The sequence below is a fragment of the Dysgonomonas sp. HDW5A genome (assembly GCF_011299555.1).
Taxonomy (GTDB): domain Bacteria; phylum Bacteroidota; class Bacteroidia; order Bacteroidales; family Dysgonomonadaceae; genus Dysgonomonas_A.
In genome coordinates this window covers 1,156,785-1,176,538 of record NZ_CP049857.1, presented here as the reverse complement: position 1 = coordinate 1,176,538, position 19,754 = coordinate 1,156,785, and the positions used below count along the sequence as shown (strand labels likewise).

Here is a 19,754-nt window from a genome sequence, read left to right as displayed (position 1 = left end):
TAGAATGTGAAAAATTGCGAATTCTCTATTACGATGTTGAGGTAATGGGGTTTTACGGATATTTTTTTAGTATTTTTGTACGATTGTATTTTAACTAAGGTCATATGACCGATTTGCTATTAAATGATTGTAGTAAACACTGTTTGTTACAATTGTCTATTTAAAGTAACTGAAAGTATTTAATGATTGTTTTCTATGGATAACACTCTTTTCGACTTTTGTTTACCCCGGCAAAAAATAGCTCACAGAGCTTAATATATTTATTTTACTTAGAATGTTTACAAAAATAATAGATCAGGATAAGATAACTAAAGTAGCTGACCTAATTGATAAAGCGGACAAAGCTGTTATTGTGACTCATGTTTCTCCCGACGGCGATGCTATTGGTTCTTCTTTAGGATTATATCATTATCTGATCGATCAGGGTCTGGATGCTACTATAATCGTACCTAATGAGTTTCCGTATTTTCTAAAATGGTTAAAGGGTTCGAAAGATATTCTTATTTATGAGAAATATCCCGACTTTGCAGAAAAGCTAATCAGTGAAACTGATCTTATTTTCTGTTTAGACTTTAATGTCTTGAGCCGCATTAAGAATGTCGGACTGGCGGTTGAAGAATCTAAAGCGAAAAAGGTGTTGATTGATCATCACCCATACCCATCGGATTTTAGTGATGTTTGTATTTCTCATCCCGAAATATCGTCTACGAGCGAACTTGTTTTCAGATTGATCTGCCGCATGGGAGATTTTGAAATGATGAGTAAAGACTCGGCAGAGGCCATCTATATGGGAATGATGACCGATACAGGTGCATTTACATATAACTCAAACGATTCGCAAATATATTATATCATTGCTCAGCTTTTAAATAAAGGCATAGACAAAGATTATATATACTCTAAAGTATACCATAGTTATACGGCTGACCGATATCGTATGATGGGTCACATGCTGTCGGAGCGTATGAAAATATATGAAGAGTACGGAGCCGGTTTGATCTGGTTGGATAATGACGATCAGAAGAGATTCAACTCGCAGAAAGGAGATACCGAAGGCTTTGCTAATTTACCTCTGAATATAAGAGGCGTAACCTTTGCCGTATTTATGAGAGAAGACGATGGTATGATAAAAATATCACTTCGTTCGCAAGGCGATTTTCCCTGTAATACATTTTCTGCACAATGTTTCAATGGAGGAGGTCATCTGAATGCTTCGGGTGGTGAATTCTATGGTTCATTAGTGGAGGCAATGGCACTTTTTGAAAATACTCTTCCAGAATATGCCGATTTATTGATAAATAATAAAAATAATCTAGAGAAAAAATGAGAAAAGTATTAGGACTGATTTGTTTTATTATCGTTTTATGCGTTGTCTTTGCTGCATGTAGCAGTAGTGAAACATATGCAGATAAATTGAAGAATGAGCGTAAAAATATTAGCCGTTTTATCAATGAACATAATATTGTTGTTTTGAATCAATATCCTGCCAGTGGCGTTTTTAAAGAAAATGAATACTTTAGAGATCCATTAACAGGTGTTTATATAAATGTAATTGATTCAGGTAATGGAAAGAGAGCCAGTGTTTCGAAACGCTCGGAAGTGAATGTCCGACTTGCGAATACCATTTTTTTGCCCTCAGATACACTTCGTGGTAATTTGGATGCTAATTCTTCTCAGCCAATTTCATTTACATATGGTATTGTTGCTACTTATAGTAACTCTAATGACGCAACTCTTGATTATTTTTCACTGTCTACAGGTATAACTGCTCCTTTGCAGTATGTGGGAGAAAATGCAAGAGTCAGTTTGATAGTACCTTTTGCAAGTGGCTCTAATTACCAATTGAATACATTTACACCTGCGTATTACCCCGAATTACATTATACACGAATTATTAACTAATAATCTATAAAGTATTTATTGCTATGGCATTAATAAAATCAATCTCAGGTATCAGAGGTACTATCGGTGGACTTGCGGGCGAAGGACTGAATCCACTTGATGCTGTTAAATTTGTATCGGCTTATGCCACTTTCATTAAGAAAAATACAACATCTAAAAGTAATAAAATAGTTGTTGGACGTGATGCCCGCATTTCCGGAGCTATGATGGAACAAGTTGTAGTTGGAGCTCTTATGGGAATAGGTTTTGACGTTGTAAATATAGGGTTGGCGACAACTCCGACAACCGAATTGGCTACTGCAATGGAAGGTGCTTGTGGCGGAATCATTCTTACTGCAAGTCATAACCCTCGTCAATGGAATGCTTTGAAATTGCTTAACCAAGACGGAGAGTTTTTGAATGCAGAAGAAGGAGCTGAAGTACTTCGAATAGCAGAGGCTGAAGAATTTATTTTCGCAGATGTTGATAATCTCGGAAAAGTAACCAATAAAGATTATTCAGATGCACATATCAAAGCAGTACTCGACCTTAAGTTGGTTGATGTTGCCGCTATTAAAGCTGCCAATTTTAAAGTGGCAATAGATTGTGTAAACTCAGTAGGAGGAATTGTTGTGCCTAAGTTGCTTAAGGCCTTAGGTGTAAATCATATAATAGAACTTAACTGTGAGCCTACAGGCAATTTTGCTCATAACCCCGAGCCTTTAGCCGAAAATCTGACTGAAATTTCAGATTTGATGAAGTCAGGAAAAGCGGATGTTGGTATCGTGGTAGATCCCGATGTTGACCGTTTAGCGCTCGTAGACGAAAAGGGTGAGATGTTTGGAGAAGAATATACATTGGTAGCTGTAGCCGATTATGTGTTGAAACACACTCCCGGTAATACCGTTTCGAATTTAAGTTCGAGTCGTGCATTGCGTGATGTAACCAATCGTTACGGTATGCAGTACAATGCCGCTGCAGTAGGAGAGGTAAACGTGACTGCAAAAATGAAAGCAACCCATGCTGTAATTGGAGGCGAAGGCAATGGAGGAATAATATATCCTGCCAGCCACTACGGACGTGACTCTTTGGTAGGTATTGCATTGTTCCTGTCACATTTGGCACACGAAAAGAAAACTGTAAGTGAGTTGCGAGCAACTTATCCGGAATACTATATTGCAAAACAAAAGATCGAGTTAACTCCTGAGATAGATGTAGATGCTATATTGAAAGCGGTTAAAGAAAAATTCTCATCGTATGATGTAACCGATATCGATGGGGTGAAAATAGACTTTCCGGACAAATGGGTACATTTGCGAAAATCAAATACAGAACCTATTATCCGTATCTATTCGGAAGCTTCTACTATGGAAGATGCCGAAATCGCAGGGGCTGAGATTATTGAAATTATAAAATCACTGGCGAAATAGAATTTTAAAAAACGAAATAGAATCGGCTTGTGTCATTACAAAATGATGCAGGTCGATTTTTCTGTCTGAAAGGAACAGGATTTATATTTATATTTGCCACAGTAATACAAGGTCGTGGACCTTAGGCTAAATAAGATCAGATGAAAGAGAAACTAATAAGTGCAGACGAAATTCGGAGCATGCATCCTATATTCAGAGGGCGTTTTGGCAATACCCTTATCAAGCTCGTAATGAGTTTGACGGGCTTAAATAAGGTCAATCGGGTCTATGATACATCCAAGCAATATGAAGGGGTTGAGTTTTGCAACCATCTCCTAAAAGATGTAGGTGTGAATATTGTAGTTGAAAACTCTGAGGTTTTGAAGCAATTCGACAATCAGGCTTTTATAACTGTATCTAATCACGCATACGGTCATATTGATGGTATTACAGCTATTGACGTGGTAGGTTCTATTCGCCCCGATTATAAAATGATGGTTAATTTCATCTTGGGAATGATAGATACTATGTCGATGCACTTTATTGCCGTTAATCCCTACCAGAGTGGAAAGCTGGCAAGTAAATCGAGCCTTGATGGTGTAAAACAATGTATTACCCACCTGAAAGAAGGTCATCCGCTAGGTTTCTTCCCCGCCGGAGCAGTATCTAAAACCAAGATACGGAAAGGGAAAATGATCGTTCGCGATAGAGAATGGCAGCCTTCGGTTATAAAATTAATAAAAGGCTCAAAAGTACCAGTTATACCCATGTACTTTAGTGGAAAGAACTCATGGTTTTTCAATTTTCTAGACTTAGTTGACTGGCGATTGAGAAGTCTTCGTTTAGGACATGAAGTATATAATAAAAAAGGAAAAACAATTCGTGTTGTTTTCGGGGAACCGATTATGCCGGATGAGATTGCAAAGCATACCGACTTAGAAGAACTCGGGAATTTCTTGAAAGATAAAACTTATGCTCTGGCTAAGGAGGGTGAATAAGTTTTATGACACGAACATCAAATTCTTTTTAATGGTTCGTTTGTACGAGATCGAATTAAATATGTAAATTTGTCAGTATAGCTGGCTAATGAAGTAATTGATAGTATTTAATGATATTTCGACAGTCTAACGATCTGTTTCTGTTATACTAACCAAAGTACTAAAAAGGTCTGAGACCTCAAATTATACGAAAATATGGCAAAACCCGATATACAACAGGTAAAGCAACGATTTGGTATTATAGGAAATAGTCCCGATCTCAACCGGGCTATTGATATAGCCTTACAAGTTGCTCCAACAGATATGTCTGTGCTGGTAACAGGTGAAAGTGGAGTCGGAAAAGAAAGCTTTCCTCAGATAATCCACCAATTCAGCCGACGTAAGCATGGTACCTATATTGCTGTTAACTGTGGGTCGATTCCCGAGGGAACTATCGATTCAGAGCTTTTCGGGCATGAGAAAGGATCTTTTACTGGAGCTACAGGAGAACGTAAAGGGTACTTTGAAGTTGCCAACGGCGGAACACTTTTTCTGGATGAAGTAGGGGAGTTACCTCTGTCGACGCAGGCTCGTTTATTGCGTGTTTTAGAGAGTGGGGAATATATGAAAGTAGGTTCTTCGAAAGTCGAAAAAACGGATGTAAGAGTAGTTGCTGCAACCAATCTGGATATGGTCACTGCTACTGCAAACGGACGCTTTCGCGAAGATTTGTATTACAGGCTAAATACTGTGCCTATCCGTGTACCTGCATTACGCGAGCGCAAGGATGATATTCCATTATTATTTCGGAAATTTGCGAGTGAATGTGCCGAAAAATATCAAATGCCTTCTATTGCATTAACTAATGATGCACGAGAGGTTCTCAAAAATTACAGATGGCCGGGAAACATCCGCCAATTGAAAAATATTACAGAACAGATTTCTATTATCGAGCAGGTAAGAGAGATTAATTCGGATATATTGAAACTATATTTACCCGCAAATGAGGTTGGTATAGTTCCGATAGGAACAATCAATGCCGGTGCCACCGATCAGAAGCTATTTAATAGCGAGAGGGAGATTCTTTATCAGGTGCTTTTCGATATGAGAAAGGATATGAATGAGCTGAAAAAAGTCGTACACGATTTAATTTCGGGTAAAGATGCACCACATTTGAATAATGATTCTGTAATTCCGTCATCATCGGCATTTACTGTAATTGATAAAGATAGTAATACGAATATAACGGTTCCGGTCAAATACAATGATGCTCCTTCTGTTTCATCGCTTCCAATATCAAAGGATGCCGAAGATATAGATTCGAATGATTATGAGGAGGAAGCAGTATCACTTCAGGATGTAGAAAAAGATATGATCAAGAAAGCTTTGGAACGACATAGTGGAAAGCGAAAATACGCAGCTCAGGATCTTAAAATATCAGAACGCACATTATATCGGAAAATTAAAGAATACAATCTAGAAAATTTATGAGAAAACTTATTTCTTGTTTAGTTATATTGTTTATTGCTGTTTCATGTCGTATGTCGTATCAGTTCAATGGAGCTTCGATAGATTATAGTAAAGTAAAAACAATTCAGATTCAGGATTTTCAGAATCAGGCCAGATTGGTTTATCCGCCATTATCGCAAATGTTCAGTGAGCATATGCGGGATGTATTTCTTCGGAATACAAAGTTGCAATTGGTTAATAATGGTAGAGCAGATTTAGAAATAGAGGGTGAAATAATAGGCTATGATCTTATGGCTTTAGCTGTTCAGGAGGGGCAGTTTGCCTCACAAACCCGCTTGACAATGACAGTGAGAATGCGTTTTCGTAATAATGTAAATCCGCAGGAAGATAAAGAGGAGACATTCTCTGCCTATCAGAACTTCAACAGTAGCGAAATGTTGGATAATATACAGGCTCAATTGGTAGAAGAATTGAATAAGGAGATTGTAGACCAGATATTTAATGCTACAATGGCAAATTGGTAATTTAGAACCTGAAATAAGAAAAGGCTATGAATATAAAGGATTTTTACGAATTGGTGGAGTTGAAAAAGGAGCCCGACGGGTCGATGCTTCTTAAGTTGCAACTTCTTACAAAAAAATATCCGTTTTTTCAGGCCGGACTATACACCTATATTAAGTGCTTATATCTGAATGAATCAGATAATTTCCAGTCAGAACTGAATAGATTAGCACCTTTCGTTATGGACAGAAAGGCGTTGTTCTATTACGTAATGAGTGCCGAGTATAAAGAGTTTCAAAAGCAATCAGGTCATAGCTTACCGGAGAGCAGAACAGAAGCACTGATCAGTGCTTTCTTTGAAACGCTTGATAACACCGATATGCAACGCGAATTGGAGCACGCTATTGTAAATTCGAGCATGGCTTCTTTAGATTACTTTTCTTATCTCGAATCTTCGGAAAATACGGAACCTGATACCAATGTGAATTTAGATAGTATTCCTTCATTTTCGATAGAGGATATCAATATTCATTATGGAGATTCTCAGGAAGTTATTTCAGTAGAGGTCGAAAATGAACTGGAAACCGGAGAAGGTTTGGAGCCGATTGAAGATACGGTGCAGATGAAGCATCAAAGCATAATCGATAACTTTATAACTAAAGCTCAGGATAAAGAAAACTTAAGAATAACCTTTGATCCATCGGTTCAGGAGAATTTATATGATGGTGATGATGTTCCTTTACAGGAAGAAACCGAAGAAGAATTAGACGATGATTTCTTTTTTACGCAAACTCTTGCTAATATTTATATTAAACAAAAGAAATATAATCGGGCATATGAAATTATTAAGCGTTTGAGCTTGAATTATCCCGAAAAAAATATTTACTTTGCAGACCAATTATCATTCTTGGAAAAAGTAATAAAAAATTCGAATAAAAAATAAATAAAAGATATGGAAATTGTTCTTTCTATTGCGACCATTATAGTGTCTATTGTTTTGGTCTTGGTTGTTTTAGTTCAAAAATCAAAAGGTGGAGGTTTGTCTTCAAACTTTTCTTCATCGAACCAATTTATGGGAGCTCCTAAAACAGCTGATGTTTTGGAAAAAACAACATGGGTTTTGGCAGGAACTGTTATTGTTTTAAGTATGATCAGTACTAAAGTGATAACTAGCAATGCTCAAGACAGACAGCCTCTTCAAATAACAGCTCCGGTTGATAATACAGAAGCACCGGATATGCAATCGCCACAGCCAACTGCTGTGCCTCAGTTGCCACAAGCACCAGAATCTACAACTCCTGAGCCAGCTAATTAATTAAGCACTCAGAGTTCTGAAAATATAAAGAGGAAAGCTTCATAAATGTTGCTTTCCTCTTCTTTTTGTCCTATAGGGAGTGAGGAGTATTTATTCTTCGAGATTTCTCTATCTTTATAAATAGATCAGAAACCTCGTTGTCGCATGGCCTCAAATGTAATAACAGCAGTTGATACTGATACATTCAAAGAGTCTATTTTGCCACGCATCGGTATTTTTATTCTTCGATCTGCATTATCCAGCCAAAATGAGGTTAATCCATCTGCTTCAGTTCCCATAACAATGGCTGAAGGCTGTGTGTAATCTTCCTCATGATACCAATTCGAAGCTTTCAACTCGGCCGCATAAGATTTAATCTTATTTTCTTTTAGCCACATTCTGGCTTCTTCCGAAGAGCAAACAGCAGTGGGTACGGTAAAGATACATCCAACACTTGATCTGATTGCATTCGGGTTGTAAATGTCCGTTAATGGGTCACAAATGATAACTGCATCTACTTTGGCAGCATCGGCACTGCGAAGTATAGCACCGAGATTTCCGGGTTTTTCTACGGCTTCCAGTATAATGATAAATGGATTGTTGTTCAGATTAAGATCATCCAATGTATGTTTCTTAGGTTTTGCGAGGGTTATTAAACCATCCGAACCTTCGCGATAAGCAATCTTCTCGAAAACTTGTTGAGATACCTCGTATTTGATGTTGTCTGATAATGTATCAAGTACTCTAGGATAATCGGTTTTCTCAAAAAGTTCAGGACATATAAAAACCGAATCAATAGTATATCCTGCGGATAAAGCAAGCATAAGTTCTCTGGCTCCTTCGAGTATGAAAAGGTTCTGGGCTTTTCGTTCTTTTGCCTTGCTTAGCTTTACTATATTTTTTATACGACTATTTTGTAGACTGCTGATTCGTTCCATAGTTGAGGATAAGTAAAAGAAAATATTTAATGATATATTATTGTTGGTAGGGGCAGACCTGTGTGTCTGTCTTAAATAGGTGAACACACAGGTTCACTCCTACAGCCAAAGCAACAAATAGTTCTGCGAACTTAAATGATTTGCAAAGGAATATAATTTTCCTGATGTATACGAATAAAAGACGAAAAACAAAAGAGCTTGCCCATTATAGGCAAGCTCTTTATTATATAATTATATAGTTTGGAGTTATTTTATTCTCCGGCTTTTTCTATTGTGCCGTATTCCGACTCTCTTTGTATGTATTTCCATTCTTTATTACCAACACATTGCATGGTATATGTCCAGTTTTCATTGGTATTGTTACTTACCGGATTAGAATAGACTAGTCCTGTAACTTCTGCCATTTGGTCAATACCGTTTACTTGAGTCTGAGCATTCGGATACTTTAGGGTTAAAAATATCTTTATAGCCTCTATAGTTCGTTGATCCATGAATGCAGCTTTCTCGGCAGCAGTTCCCGATTTAGGATATGTTGTATCCAGAGACCTGTCTTTATCACGATAAGTGATATTACCATAGTTTGCACTGAAGCCATAATAGTATTCAGAGTCTCCATAGCTGCTAATTAGCGCAGGATTATCTATTGCCTGATGAGCTTTCACATAGTTTACAATCATCATGTAATCGTCTGTATCTGCTTTCCCTTTTTGCATTACTACATGTAAAGTAGGATCAAATACCCAACCTTTATTTGAGAATACAAATTGTTCGGTTTTTTCTATGATGAAAGTATTAGGAGCCCATTTTCCTGCTGTATATACGTATTCATCAGCATAGCATGATGTTGCAGATGTTTTATATACTATTGTTTTGGTATTTCCTTCTTGTGCAAAAGGGAACTTAAGTTTTAGATATGCAGGAAGGTAATTAGGCGCTTGAGCTGTAGTTAAGAACTTAAGGCCCATTGCATCATAATCGGACGGTTGAAGAGATATAACAGAAGATGCAAGTTGCCATTTCGAACTTTTGTATTCGTATGCCGCATATTGCAATTCTTTGTTTTTTACATCCTTACCTATGATTTCATCAAAAGCCTTTACATTATCAATTTGATAAGTTGTAGTTTTCTTTGGAGTTGAAGTATCGTCTCCTGAGTATTTGAATGATATATAGATTTTTTTGCCTTTATATGCTTTCAAATCCAATGTACCTGCACTAGCCCATTTAGTATATCCACTGGCCGGTTGAGGTATTGTAAAGCTGGAAGTTACATCTTTCCATGTTGCAGTTGTAATGTTGGCTTCTTTACCATCAAAATTTTCAGATAATTCGATTGATAAGCAATTAGCGGAAAATTTACCAACTACAATATCAAATGAAAATTTAGGGTTGGTTGTTTTTGTTAAATCAATTACTTTAGTAATTAATCTTACATCATTCACCGTTTTTGAATTATAAGATGATATCTGGGCATAATTATTATTTGAGTAAGCGATATTTTGCCAGCCGATATTACCTTTTAGATCTTTGTTGATCCATCCGTCTATGGCAACTAATATACCCGAGCCGGCAGGATAAGCATCAAAATCTGCTTCAATAATTTTGTTTTCCACAGTAGTGCTAACAGGCTCCTCTTTTGAGTAATAATACTCTACGTTCTTAAACATTCCTTCGGTAGGAGAAGCAATATTTTTAGTGAGAATTGTAGGTATAGATTTCTCCGGAGATTTCTCCGGGGTAAGAGCTGTTATTACATTCTCGCCCCAGATTAATTTGTAATCATTTTCCGTAAGAGTATAGGGAGCTGTAGATAGGTTGGTTACAGTTTCGTTACGTCCTTCCTTGTACTTATAAGTAACCTTTGCAGATGACTTAACGTCTGCTGCATAATATTTTGTTGTCAAGAAGTATGGAATGAGTGTACTGGCTTCCGCAGACGCAGAAAACATTTTGTCTGCATTTAGAATTTTTGCAGTAGCCGAGTCCTGTGCATTTTTATTGGCATTTAATGCTTTTACAATAGTAGGTATGTCTGACTCTGCAAAAGTATATTCGTAAGTCGCGACATTCTGAGGTTTTGATAAATCCTCAAAACCATCGAAGTTACGTTCGTTATAATCACAACCCGAGAATGTTGCTGTGAGTATTGTTGCGAGTAATAATATATATTTCTTCATTTTTATATTCTATTTCGAATTAAAATTTCACTTTCAATGTTGTAGTATATGTTCTTCCGAAACCATACATAACAGCAACCTGTTTCCAGTCGTGAGCGCCTTCGGTTCTAGGATTCAAGTCTCTTGAGTCGGAGATATATACCTGATCTAAGGCATTGTTTACATTACCCATCAAATTGGCATCAAATGGACCGATTTTAAATCTATAGTTAGCTCTTAGGTCTAACAGTCCGGCATTAGGAACTTTGTAAGGAGTATTGTATTTATAAGTTCCGCCAATATCTGGTACCTCGATAGCGTAGTCAGCATAGTTATTAGCATAAAAAGTGAAATCAGCACCTACCGTAAGACCGTCTAATAATCGGTAGCTGGCACCTGTTGCAAATGTTGTTTGTGCCGAGTTACCTACTTTAACACCTTTCATATCGATAGTAATAGGCTTTTGATCTTCTGGGGCAACAGGATTATTCCCATCACTTGGTTGACCGTAAGAGTCATATACAAATCCTTGAGTTCTGCTATCCCATATCCAGTCACCTAAAGATACCATACCTGTGATCTCCAGATTATGTGTTGGTTTTAGAACGAAGTCTAGTTCTATCCCTTGGTGGCGTGCATCAAGTCCGCTAAGGTTCACAAATGCATTCTGGTCGTTACCAAATGTTCTTACTGTTGTTCTGTCCATCCATTTGGTGTAGTATACATTCAGGTTAGCAGTGAAAAATCTGGAACGATATCCGTAGCCTAATTCTGCTGAAAATAATTTTTCATTAATTGCATTTTTATTTACTGCATTACTAGTATGTATAGAAGTGAAATAACCACCACTCATAAATGGCGCACGAGATAGATAACCTGTATTGAAGAATACGTTATGTTCTTCAGTTAAGTTGTAATTGGCTCCGCCTTTGATATTAAAACCAAGAAAGCTCTTTACATCCGACTTTTGGTTTTCTTTACTGTAGTAAAATCTATCAATTTTCCAGTAAGTACTGTTCGAAATAGATCCTGAAATAAATACACTTAATTTATCTTTATTGTATTCTGCTTGAGAAAATACACCTTCTTGAACAACATATCCGGTATTATCGCGATATACAATGTCTCCGACTTGTAGCTTTTCATTAATGAATGAACTTGTAAGTCCGGGTCTGTTTGCTTCATTTATTTTAGCGCGAGACGGATCTATGAAAAATTGTCCTCCCATAAGATCTACAATTTTTCCGTCATGTAATCCTGCATAATAACGAAGGTCTACTCCTCCATACACATCAATTTCATTGGTCAGTTTGGTTGTATATGTAGAGATTAAACCTGTCCATATATGGTTGTTGCGCGATTCGGTAAGTACTGCCTGAGAACCATTAGGGTCATCGGAATTTTCTTGTTGCAATTTACCATAATCCATGTATCCGGTTCTGGGATCACGGTATTTTGTATTTAGCATTCCCGTTGCAGTCGTTGTTCCATATAGGTTCGAGTATACCGAAGAATTACCTCTCCAAGCACGTCCTGCACCGTCTCCGATAGACATGTATACGACAGAAGATAAACTCGATTTATCATTGATAGTCCAGAAATGGTTCAATGAAATCTGAGGTTTATGGTAGCGGTTGCGGTTTGCTTCTACGCGTTGACCTTGAGCATCAAAACCATAAGTTGGATTAAATTTATATTTATCCTTTTGTTGTTGCCATTCAGTAATCAACATTTTGTCACCATTATAACGTTGGTTGTGCCATTGAGGTGCACCGAAAGCTGTAAAAGACAACTGGTGATTCTCGTTTATTATTTTTGATATATTAAGAAACCAGCTATAGCCTTCGAATTCAGTACCTAAAATATATCCGTCTCCCCAAGTTTTAGAACCTAGGAAACTCATCGCCCATCCGTTTTTACTAAGACCTGTTGATACATTAAATGCAATTTTATTGTATCCGTCATTACCCATACTGTATAGTACAGCTCCTCCTTTTTCAGAATCGGTTGATTTGGTTACAATATTAATTGTTCCTCCTACCGATGGAGCAGAAACTTTAGATGCTCCAAGACCACGTTGTACTTGTAGTGAGCGTGTTACGTCTTGAAGTCCTGCCCAGTTAGACCAGTAAACACCTCCCCATTCCATGTCATTAACAGGAACACCATTCACCATTACTGCGATGTTGGCAGATTCAAAACCACGTAAGTTGATACGTGAATCACCATAACCTCCACCCTGTTTTGTGGCATATACACCCGGTGTTGATTTCAGGATTTCGGGAAACTCCTGAGAACTAAGTTTTGTCTCAAGCATTTCAGGTTCAATCACCGAAATTGCTACGGGAGTTTTACGTCTGATAGCAACAGATGATGTTACTACCACGTCTTTAAGACCTATAGCATTACTTTCTAATTCGATTGTACCTAAATCGGCTTTCGCGTCTAGTTTTAACGGACTGTACCCTACATAAGTAAATGTAACTTTACCTTTTATTGATGATACATGCAGACTGAAAGTTCCGTCAAGATCAGTAGAAGTTCCAACCTTGCTTTCTTCCGAATAAACAGATACGCCAATTAAGGCCTCTTTGGTGTCTTTGTCGATTACTATACCTTTTATCACATTTTGTGAAAAGGCTGATATCGAACCAAATAAAATAGCGAAAAGCAGAAAAAATAGTTTTCTCCTCATGATAAAATTTGATAGTTTAGGGATTATATAATGTAATAGATTTCTTTTATGCTCCGGTAGTAAGGGTCGAGATTCGGATTGCTCAACCATATTTGTGTTTTTATATTTCCTCAAGCATTCCATTCAATAAGAATAATAATGAAAGTTCGACTTGGGTTGGATTGTATCTATATTCAGGTGCCCGAGTTTGTAGACTCGCTTAATAATCAGAGATCTAAATAACAAAAATATATATTGTCTGGAGAGATGGCTCCACATAAGATTCTTAATAACTTAAATGAATGGCAAAGGTAAGGTATTTTATAATTAATCCTGAACAAATAATAAAATAAATCCCCATAAGCTAAAATAATTAACATTTTGAGGAGGCGTGTGATTTAGGTTTATTCGTGGTGATAAGGTTCGTTATTTAGTATGGTCATTGCCCTGTAGAGCTGTTCTATAAAAATAAGGCGGATCATTTGATGAGAAAAAGTCATTTTTGATAAGGAGATTTTTTCAGAAGCTTTATCGTATATTGTTTCGGCAAAACCATAAGGACCTCCAATGATAAATACAAGTCTTTTGGCTACGGTATGTGTCTTTTTTTCGATATAGGTTGCGAATTGTAGTGAAGAAAATTCTTTACCTCGTTCATCCAATAATACGAGGTAGTCTCCGGCTTGAAGATGTTTTAGAATCAGTTCGCCTTCCTTCTCTTTTTGTTGACTTTCAGTTAGACTCTTTGTGTTCTTTATGTCTGGTATTACTAGCATTTCAAATGGTATATAATGGCCCAGGCGGTTCTCGTATTCACGGATGGCATCCACAAAATATCCGGCATCGGTTTTTCCTATAACAAGAAGACTTATTTTCATATTCTAAAGAATTAAAGAACAAAAGTAAGTTTTTTCTTTATACCCATTGGACATAAAAGAATAGATTTTTTATCTGATTACATATGAATAATATGATAGGCTATTTTAACGCACCATTATTTCCTTAATCTTTTAATTATATTGACATAATGTCAATATTTCTTTTTTGTAATATTACTCTCTTTTTTCTAATTATTTTCTTTTGACTTATGTATTTTATTGTTTATTAGCATTTTGGGTGTAAGTTGTTGATTTTTTGATCATTGGCGTTTTATTGACGTATTTATATTAAAATGTTCGATTAATAAGGGGGAAATTCTTTTATTTGCATCTGTTGACCATATATATGACTTTCCTAGTAGAGGGTAGATGTAGATCATATATGTAATTCTTAATATAATTGAAATCATGATAAACACTTCTTAAAGTAACTTCTGCTAAACGGAAATATCTCTTCATGTTGTAGTTAGTAGTATGTTTTTTTTGAACATGTGAGATGTTTTGAAAACAATTGCGTGAAAAACTTTTAAACTCTTCATTTTATGAAACACAAATTCCAGTTGCCCCATATCTCTTTGGGGAAATATTTTCAACGGACTGCATTGGCAACTATAGCATTATCTATTTGTTGCTCTGGTGATTTTTTATCTGCAGCTCCTAATTCACTCAACCTACTTGATGGAAGTACAGTTAGTGATCAGCAACAAACAAATAAAGTACAGGGACGAATAATTGATAAAACAGGTGAGCCATTGTCGGGTGTAACTGTTACGGTCAAAGGTTCTACTACCGGAACAATCTCTGATTTGGATGGAAAGTATTCTATCAATGTCCCTGATCAAAATGCTACTCTTGTATTTAGTTATTTAGGGTTTACGCCTCAGGAAGTATCGGTAAAAGGTAAATCTACTATAGATGTTACTTTGAACGAAGATACTCAGGTTCTGGGTGAAGTTGTCGTAACAGCCCTTGGGATCAGAAGACAAGCCCGATCTATTGGATACTCAACTACACAAGTTTCGGGGTCGGACTTTACAGAATCTCGGGATATAAATTTAGGAAATGCATTAACCGGAAAGATTGCCGGTGTAAGCGTATCGAATAATTCTACAGGCCCCGGTGGAAGTAGCCGTGTTGTGATTCGTGGTAATGCTTCATTGACAGGAAATAATCAGCCTTTGTATGTGATAGACGGAATCCCTTTTGATAACAGTACTCAGGGTAATGCCGGAACATGGGGTGGTGCCGAAATGGGCGATGGACTATCAAATATCAATGCCGATGATATTGCAGATATTCAGGTTCTGAAAGGGGCTGCCGCTTCGGCTCTTTACGGTTATCGGGGAGGTAATGGAGCAATACTTATTACTACAAAATCGGGATCAAAAGCAACCGAAGGTATAGGTGTTGAAGTGAATAACAACTTAACCTTTAATACTATTTACGACCATCGTGAATTTCAAAAGGTATATGGGCAGGGAACACAAAATAGCAGACCTTTGTCTCAGAGTGCCGCTATAGAGTCCTATTCTTCGAGTTGGGGAGAAAAAATGGATGGTGGTAAAGCCGTAAATTTCCTAGGTGATGAATATGCTTATAATCCGGTAGATAATTGGAAACATTTTTATAATACAGGTATTACCAATCAAACTTCGGTAGCTTTAAGTGGAAAAGGCGGAGATAAGATTGTATATCGTATTGGTTTTTCAAACATTACAGATGCCTCGGTTATTCCTAATTCGGGATTGAAACAACAAGGGATCAATATGAATACCACTTATAATATTACTCCTAAGGTGCATCTTACGGTTACTGCCAATTATATTTTCGAAAAGGTCAGAAACAGAGCTAATCTTTCGGATGGTAATGCTAACGTAAATGCTACTTTACTTTATCTGGCTAATTCGTATGACGTAAGGTGGTTAAAACCTGCAGTTGATGCCGATCGTGCCGAATTACTTCCAGGTAATAATGTTTACTTTAATAACCCTTATTTCTTGACACGTGAACGAAGTAATTCAACTCGTAGGAATCGTTTTACTACAGGAGCAACTCTTAAATACGACATAACCGATTGGTTATACGCTCAAGGACAGGTGACTCGTGACGGATATGTAATGGACTATCAATTGATAATTCCAACAGGGTCGGGTGCTGACCCCGGTGGAAAGATCGAAGAGTGGGAAAGAAATTATTACGAGTTGAATGGTAACTACTTGATCGGTTTCAATAAAAAAGTGGATGAGACGTTTACTATCAATGCAACATTCGGAGGGAATATGCAGAGAACCGTTAATAAATCATACGGAACAGATGGTATGATAGGACCATTTATTATTCCTTATTTTTATTCAGCCAATAACGTAGCAAACAGACCTTATACACAAACCTATTCAGAATATCGTGTAAACTCGGTATATGGAACTGCTGATTTTGGGTTCAAAGATTATTTGTTCTTGAATTTTACAGGTCGTAATGACTGGTTCTCGACTCTTAATCCGAATAATAACCATTATTTCTACCCATCGGTAAGTACCAGCTTTATGTTTAGTGAAGCATTTAAAATGCCCGATTGGGTTTACTCAGGTAAACTAAGAGCATCTTATGCGGAATCTTCGAATGGAACTATTCCTTATCAAAATTACCTGACCTATTCATTGGAAACTTTCAAGATTCAAGGTCAGTCAGTCGGAAAAGTAACAAACAGAAATATTCCTAATGCGGACTTGAGACCTGTTAAAATACAGGAATGGGAAGCAGGATTGAATGTTCAATTTTTGAATAATCGTTTAGGTTTCGATATGGCAGTTTACAAAAAGAAAACGACTGATGACATTACTACTGTAACTACCAGTTATACATCAGGCTATTACGGTGCTGTAATGAATATCGGTGAGATTCAAAATAAAGGTATCGAAGCAATGGTTTATGCCGTGCCTGTAAAAACGAAAGATTTTATGTGGAATACTTCGTTTAATATTGCCAATAACAACAGTAAAATATTGTATCTGGGAGGTGTAGAGTCTCTATCTATTGATGGAGCTCAAGCACGTAACGGGAATGCTGTAATTATGAATATTGTAGGTGATCCTTATGGTCAAATTGTTGGATATAAATATAAAACAAATGAAAATGGTGACCGGATTTATGATAAAGACGGATATCCTATACGTACCGATAAACAAGAAGTGTTAGGTAATGGTATTTATAAAGTAACCGGAGGATTCCGTAATGACTTTACGTATAAAGATTTTTCTTTGTCTCTGTTATTTGACTATAAATTTGGTGCTAAGATATTTTCGGGAACAAACCTAAATCTATATTCAACAGGTTTGCAAAAGGAAACTTTAGGTGGACGTGAAGGCGGTTATGTTGGTAAAGGTGTTGTAAATACAGGTACAAGCGATAATCCTGTATGGACTCCTAATACAACAGCGGTAGATGCTCAATTGTATTGGAGGCGTATTTCATCCGAAAATGCAATCGATGAGGAATTTGTGTATGATGCAAGCTTTATCAAATTGAGAGAGTTGTCTATTGGATATCGTGTTCCTCAATCATTTATTCGCGGTTCATTTGTAAAGGCTTTGAGTCTGTCGTTAGTGGGACGTAATATCTGGACATTGTTGAAACATACTCCTAATATTGATCCTGAATCTGCTTACAATAATACAAACGGACAAGGACTGGAATTGAATGGTTATCCACCAACAAGAAGCATTGGTTTCAATGTGAATGTAAAATTCTAAGAAATCCGAAGAGCAGGTTTTAAGTAAGTTAATACTAAAGCTTAATGATAGATTTAAGAATCATGCCAAACTATAGTATGTTACTTACCAAAACATTAAAAAGGTCTGAGACCTCAAAACAGTTTTAAATAAGAACAATATGAAAAATAAAATAGTATATATATTGGCGGCTGTAAGTTTGTTGTTCGGTTCATCAAGTTGTGGAGACTTTGGTGATGTAAACAACGACCCTCAGCACGTGACAGGCGATAAGATGAAGTTCGAAATGATGTTTACGGGTGCGCAAGTATTTGTTGCCGGAAGAGACTGGGCTGCATGGCGTAACAATTTGATATACTGCAGTACTATGATGCAGCATCTGTCATCAACTCAAGGATATTGGGCCGGAGATAAATACACCTATAATTCGGGCTATAATGCAGCCTATTTCGATTCGTATGATTCGGGTATAAAAACATTGATGGAGACCTATTTTGCATGGAAAGACGATGCAACCCGAGTTAACGAATTTCAGATGACACGTATCGTGAGAGTTATTCTGATGCACCGAATGACCGATATGTATGGTGATGTGCCTTATTCCGAAGCGGGACAAGGATATATCTCAGGAATTAAATATCCTAAATACGATACTCAGCAAAGTATCTATGCCGATATGTTGAAGGAGTTGGATGAAGCAGCACAAACTTTGGATGCTACAAAACCCAACAATATAAAATCGGCTGATATAATGTATCAGGGAGATGTTGATCGTTGGAAGAAAACGGCTTATTCACTTATGTTGAGATTGGGTATGCGTTTGTCGAAAGTAGATCCTGCCGAAGCTCAAAAGTGGGTAAAGAAGGCTGTAGACGGAGGGTTGTATACCAGTAATGCCGACAATGCAATTATAAAACATGATGCAACAACTGATGATGCAGCCGATGCTAGTGGAAAAGTTTTGTGTTATCTTGATCCCGATGCATCTCGTGTAAGCCAAACTTTTATTGATCATTTGAGAAATAGTAAAGATCCGCGTCTGACTTATATTGCAACCGTATGTGAAAATCCTAAATACGGAGCTCTTGATCCTAAGTTTGAGTATGGAGATACTACTGCAGTAATACAGTTGGGTATGCCAAATGGATATGATCAATTAGGCAAAAACAGTCTTACAGATATATCTAAAGCTCCAAACTGGCCGGGTGATGATACGGCACCAGACCCTGACCATCCCGGAGAAGTAATTGTAACCCGTTCGGGGATGACTAAGTATTCGGTTGTTAACCGCTATACATATGCACGTTTGGATGCTCCCACATTTGTAATAACTCATGCAGAGAATTTATTATTAATGGCAGAAGCAGCTTATCGTGGCTGGATCAGTGGTAGTGCAAAGGATTATTACGAGGCAGGGGTTAAAGCTGCTATGGAGCAATTTGCCGATTATGGAGTGAGAGGAATCACTTCGGATCAGATTTCCCGTTATTTGGCAAATAATCCATATAATGATGCAGATGCACTGAATCAAATCAATACGCAGTATTGGGTGGTAACTTTTGTCGATGAATACGAGTCTTGGGCTAACTGGAGACGATCAGGTTATCCGGTGTTGAAACAAGTCGATTATTATGGTAATGCTACTAATGGGACTATTCCTCGTAGGTTTACTTATGCAACATCAGAGGCTAATATCAATGCAGCTAACTATCAGGCAGCTGTAGCCAATCTTGTGGGTGGAGATAAAATGACTTCCAGAGTATGGTGGGATAAATAATGCAGTAAAAAATATTCATTTTATAGAAAAGTCCCGAAGGAAAATATTCTTTCGGGACTTTTCTATAGAGG

Annotated in this window: 14 protein-coding genes; 10 read left to right on the top strand and 4 right to left on the bottom strand. The window is 37.1% G+C overall.

The annotated features are described in order from the left end of the window. Window positions 1-274 precede the first annotated feature (274 nt). From G7050_RS04910 to secG, 8 genes are all read left to right on the top strand, one after another. The gene (locus G7050_RS04910) at window positions 275-1,327 is read left to right on the top strand and encodes a bifunctional oligoribonuclease/PAP phosphatase NrnA (RefSeq protein WP_166112030.1); all 1,053 of its coding nucleotides are present in this window, start codon (window positions 275-277) and stop codon (window positions 1,325-1,327) included. Continuing rightward, window positions 1,324-1,902 (top strand): DUF4827 domain-containing protein, encoded by a 579-nt coding sequence (locus tag G7050_RS04905; RefSeq protein ID WP_166112027.1) that lies wholly within the window; start codon window positions 1,324-1,326, stop codon window positions 1,900-1,902. Before G7050_RS04910 ends, G7050_RS04905 begins: the two co-directional genes overlap by 4 nt. Before the next feature lie 23 nt (window positions 1,903-1,925). After that, window positions 1,926-3,311: a phosphoglucosamine mutase gene (glmM, locus tag G7050_RS04900; protein ID WP_166112024.1), complete on the top strand. Its 1,386-nt coding sequence runs from the start codon at window positions 1,926-1,928 to the stop codon at window positions 3,309-3,311. A gap of 140 nt (window positions 3,312-3,451) precedes the next feature. Beyond that, window positions 3,452-4,288, top strand: coding sequence for a lysophospholipid acyltransferase family protein (locus G7050_RS04895; RefSeq protein WP_166112021.1), 837 nt, complete (start codon window positions 3,452-3,454; stop codon window positions 4,286-4,288). 195 nt (window positions 4,289-4,483) lie between these two features. Next, complete coding sequence (locus G7050_RS04890) at window positions 4,484-5,758, top strand: sigma-54-dependent Fis family transcriptional regulator (RefSeq protein WP_166112018.1); 1,275 nt, start codon at window positions 4,484-4,486, stop codon at window positions 5,756-5,758. After that, window positions 5,755-6,261: an LptE family protein gene (locus G7050_RS04885; protein WP_166112016.1), complete on the top strand. Its 507-nt coding sequence runs from the start codon at window positions 5,755-5,757 to the stop codon at window positions 6,259-6,261. The genes G7050_RS04890 and G7050_RS04885 overlap by 4 nt, the downstream gene beginning before the upstream one ends. Window positions 6,262-6,287: 26 nt before the next feature. Next, window positions 6,288-7,181 (top strand): hypothetical protein, encoded by an 894-nt coding sequence (locus G7050_RS04880; protein ID WP_166112013.1) that lies wholly within the window; start codon window positions 6,288-6,290, stop codon window positions 7,179-7,181. 9 nt (window positions 7,182-7,190) lie between these two features. Continuing rightward, window positions 7,191-7,553 carry a preprotein translocase subunit SecG gene (gene secG / locus G7050_RS04875; RefSeq protein WP_166112010.1) on the top strand — a complete coding sequence of 121 codons (363 nt, stop codon included), beginning with the start codon at window positions 7,191-7,193 and terminating at the stop codon, window positions 7,551-7,553. Window positions 7,554-7,678: 125 nt separating this feature from the next. On the opposite strand, the gene G7050_RS04870 is transcribed toward secG, so the two are convergent. The 4 genes from G7050_RS04870 to rlmH all read right to left on the bottom strand — a co-directional run bounded on the left by G7050_RS04870 (window position 7,679) and on the right by rlmH (window position 14,178). Further along, window positions 7,679-8,470, bottom strand: a complete 792-nt coding sequence (locus tag G7050_RS04870) for an RNA methyltransferase (RefSeq protein WP_166112007.1) — start codon at window positions 8,468-8,470, stop codon at window positions 7,679-7,681. A gap of 251 nt (window positions 8,471-8,721) precedes the next feature. Then, window positions 8,722-10,647: a choice-of-anchor J domain-containing protein gene (locus G7050_RS04865; protein WP_166112004.1), complete on the bottom strand. Its 1,926-nt coding sequence runs from the start codon at window positions 10,645-10,647 to the stop codon at window positions 8,722-8,724. A gap of 19 nt (window positions 10,648-10,666) precedes the next feature. Next, window positions 10,667-13,321, bottom strand: coding sequence for a carboxypeptidase-like regulatory domain-containing protein (locus G7050_RS04860; protein WP_166112001.1), 2,655 nt, complete (start codon window positions 13,319-13,321; stop codon window positions 10,667-10,669). A 383-nt stretch (window positions 13,322-13,704) separates the two neighbouring features. Beyond that, window positions 13,705-14,178 (bottom strand): 23S rRNA (pseudouridine(1915)-N(3))-methyltransferase RlmH, encoded by a 474-nt coding sequence (gene rlmH, locus G7050_RS04855; RefSeq protein WP_166111998.1) that lies wholly within the window; start codon window positions 14,176-14,178, stop codon window positions 13,705-13,707. Window positions 14,179-14,720: 542 nt separating this feature from the next. On the opposite strand from rlmH, the gene G7050_RS04850 reads away from it, so the two are divergent. Continuing rightward, window positions 14,721-17,927 carry a SusC/RagA family TonB-linked outer membrane protein gene (locus tag G7050_RS04850; RefSeq protein WP_166111995.1) on the top strand — a complete coding sequence of 1,069 codons (3,207 nt, stop codon included), beginning with the start codon at window positions 14,721-14,723 and terminating at the stop codon, window positions 17,925-17,927. 139 nt (window positions 17,928-18,066) lie between these two features. Then, window positions 18,067-19,683, top strand: a complete 1,617-nt coding sequence (locus G7050_RS04845; RefSeq protein WP_166111992.1) for a SusD/RagB family nutrient-binding outer membrane lipoprotein — start codon at window positions 18,067-18,069, stop codon at window positions 19,681-19,683. The last annotated feature ends 71 nt before the right edge of the window (window positions 19,684-19,754 follow it).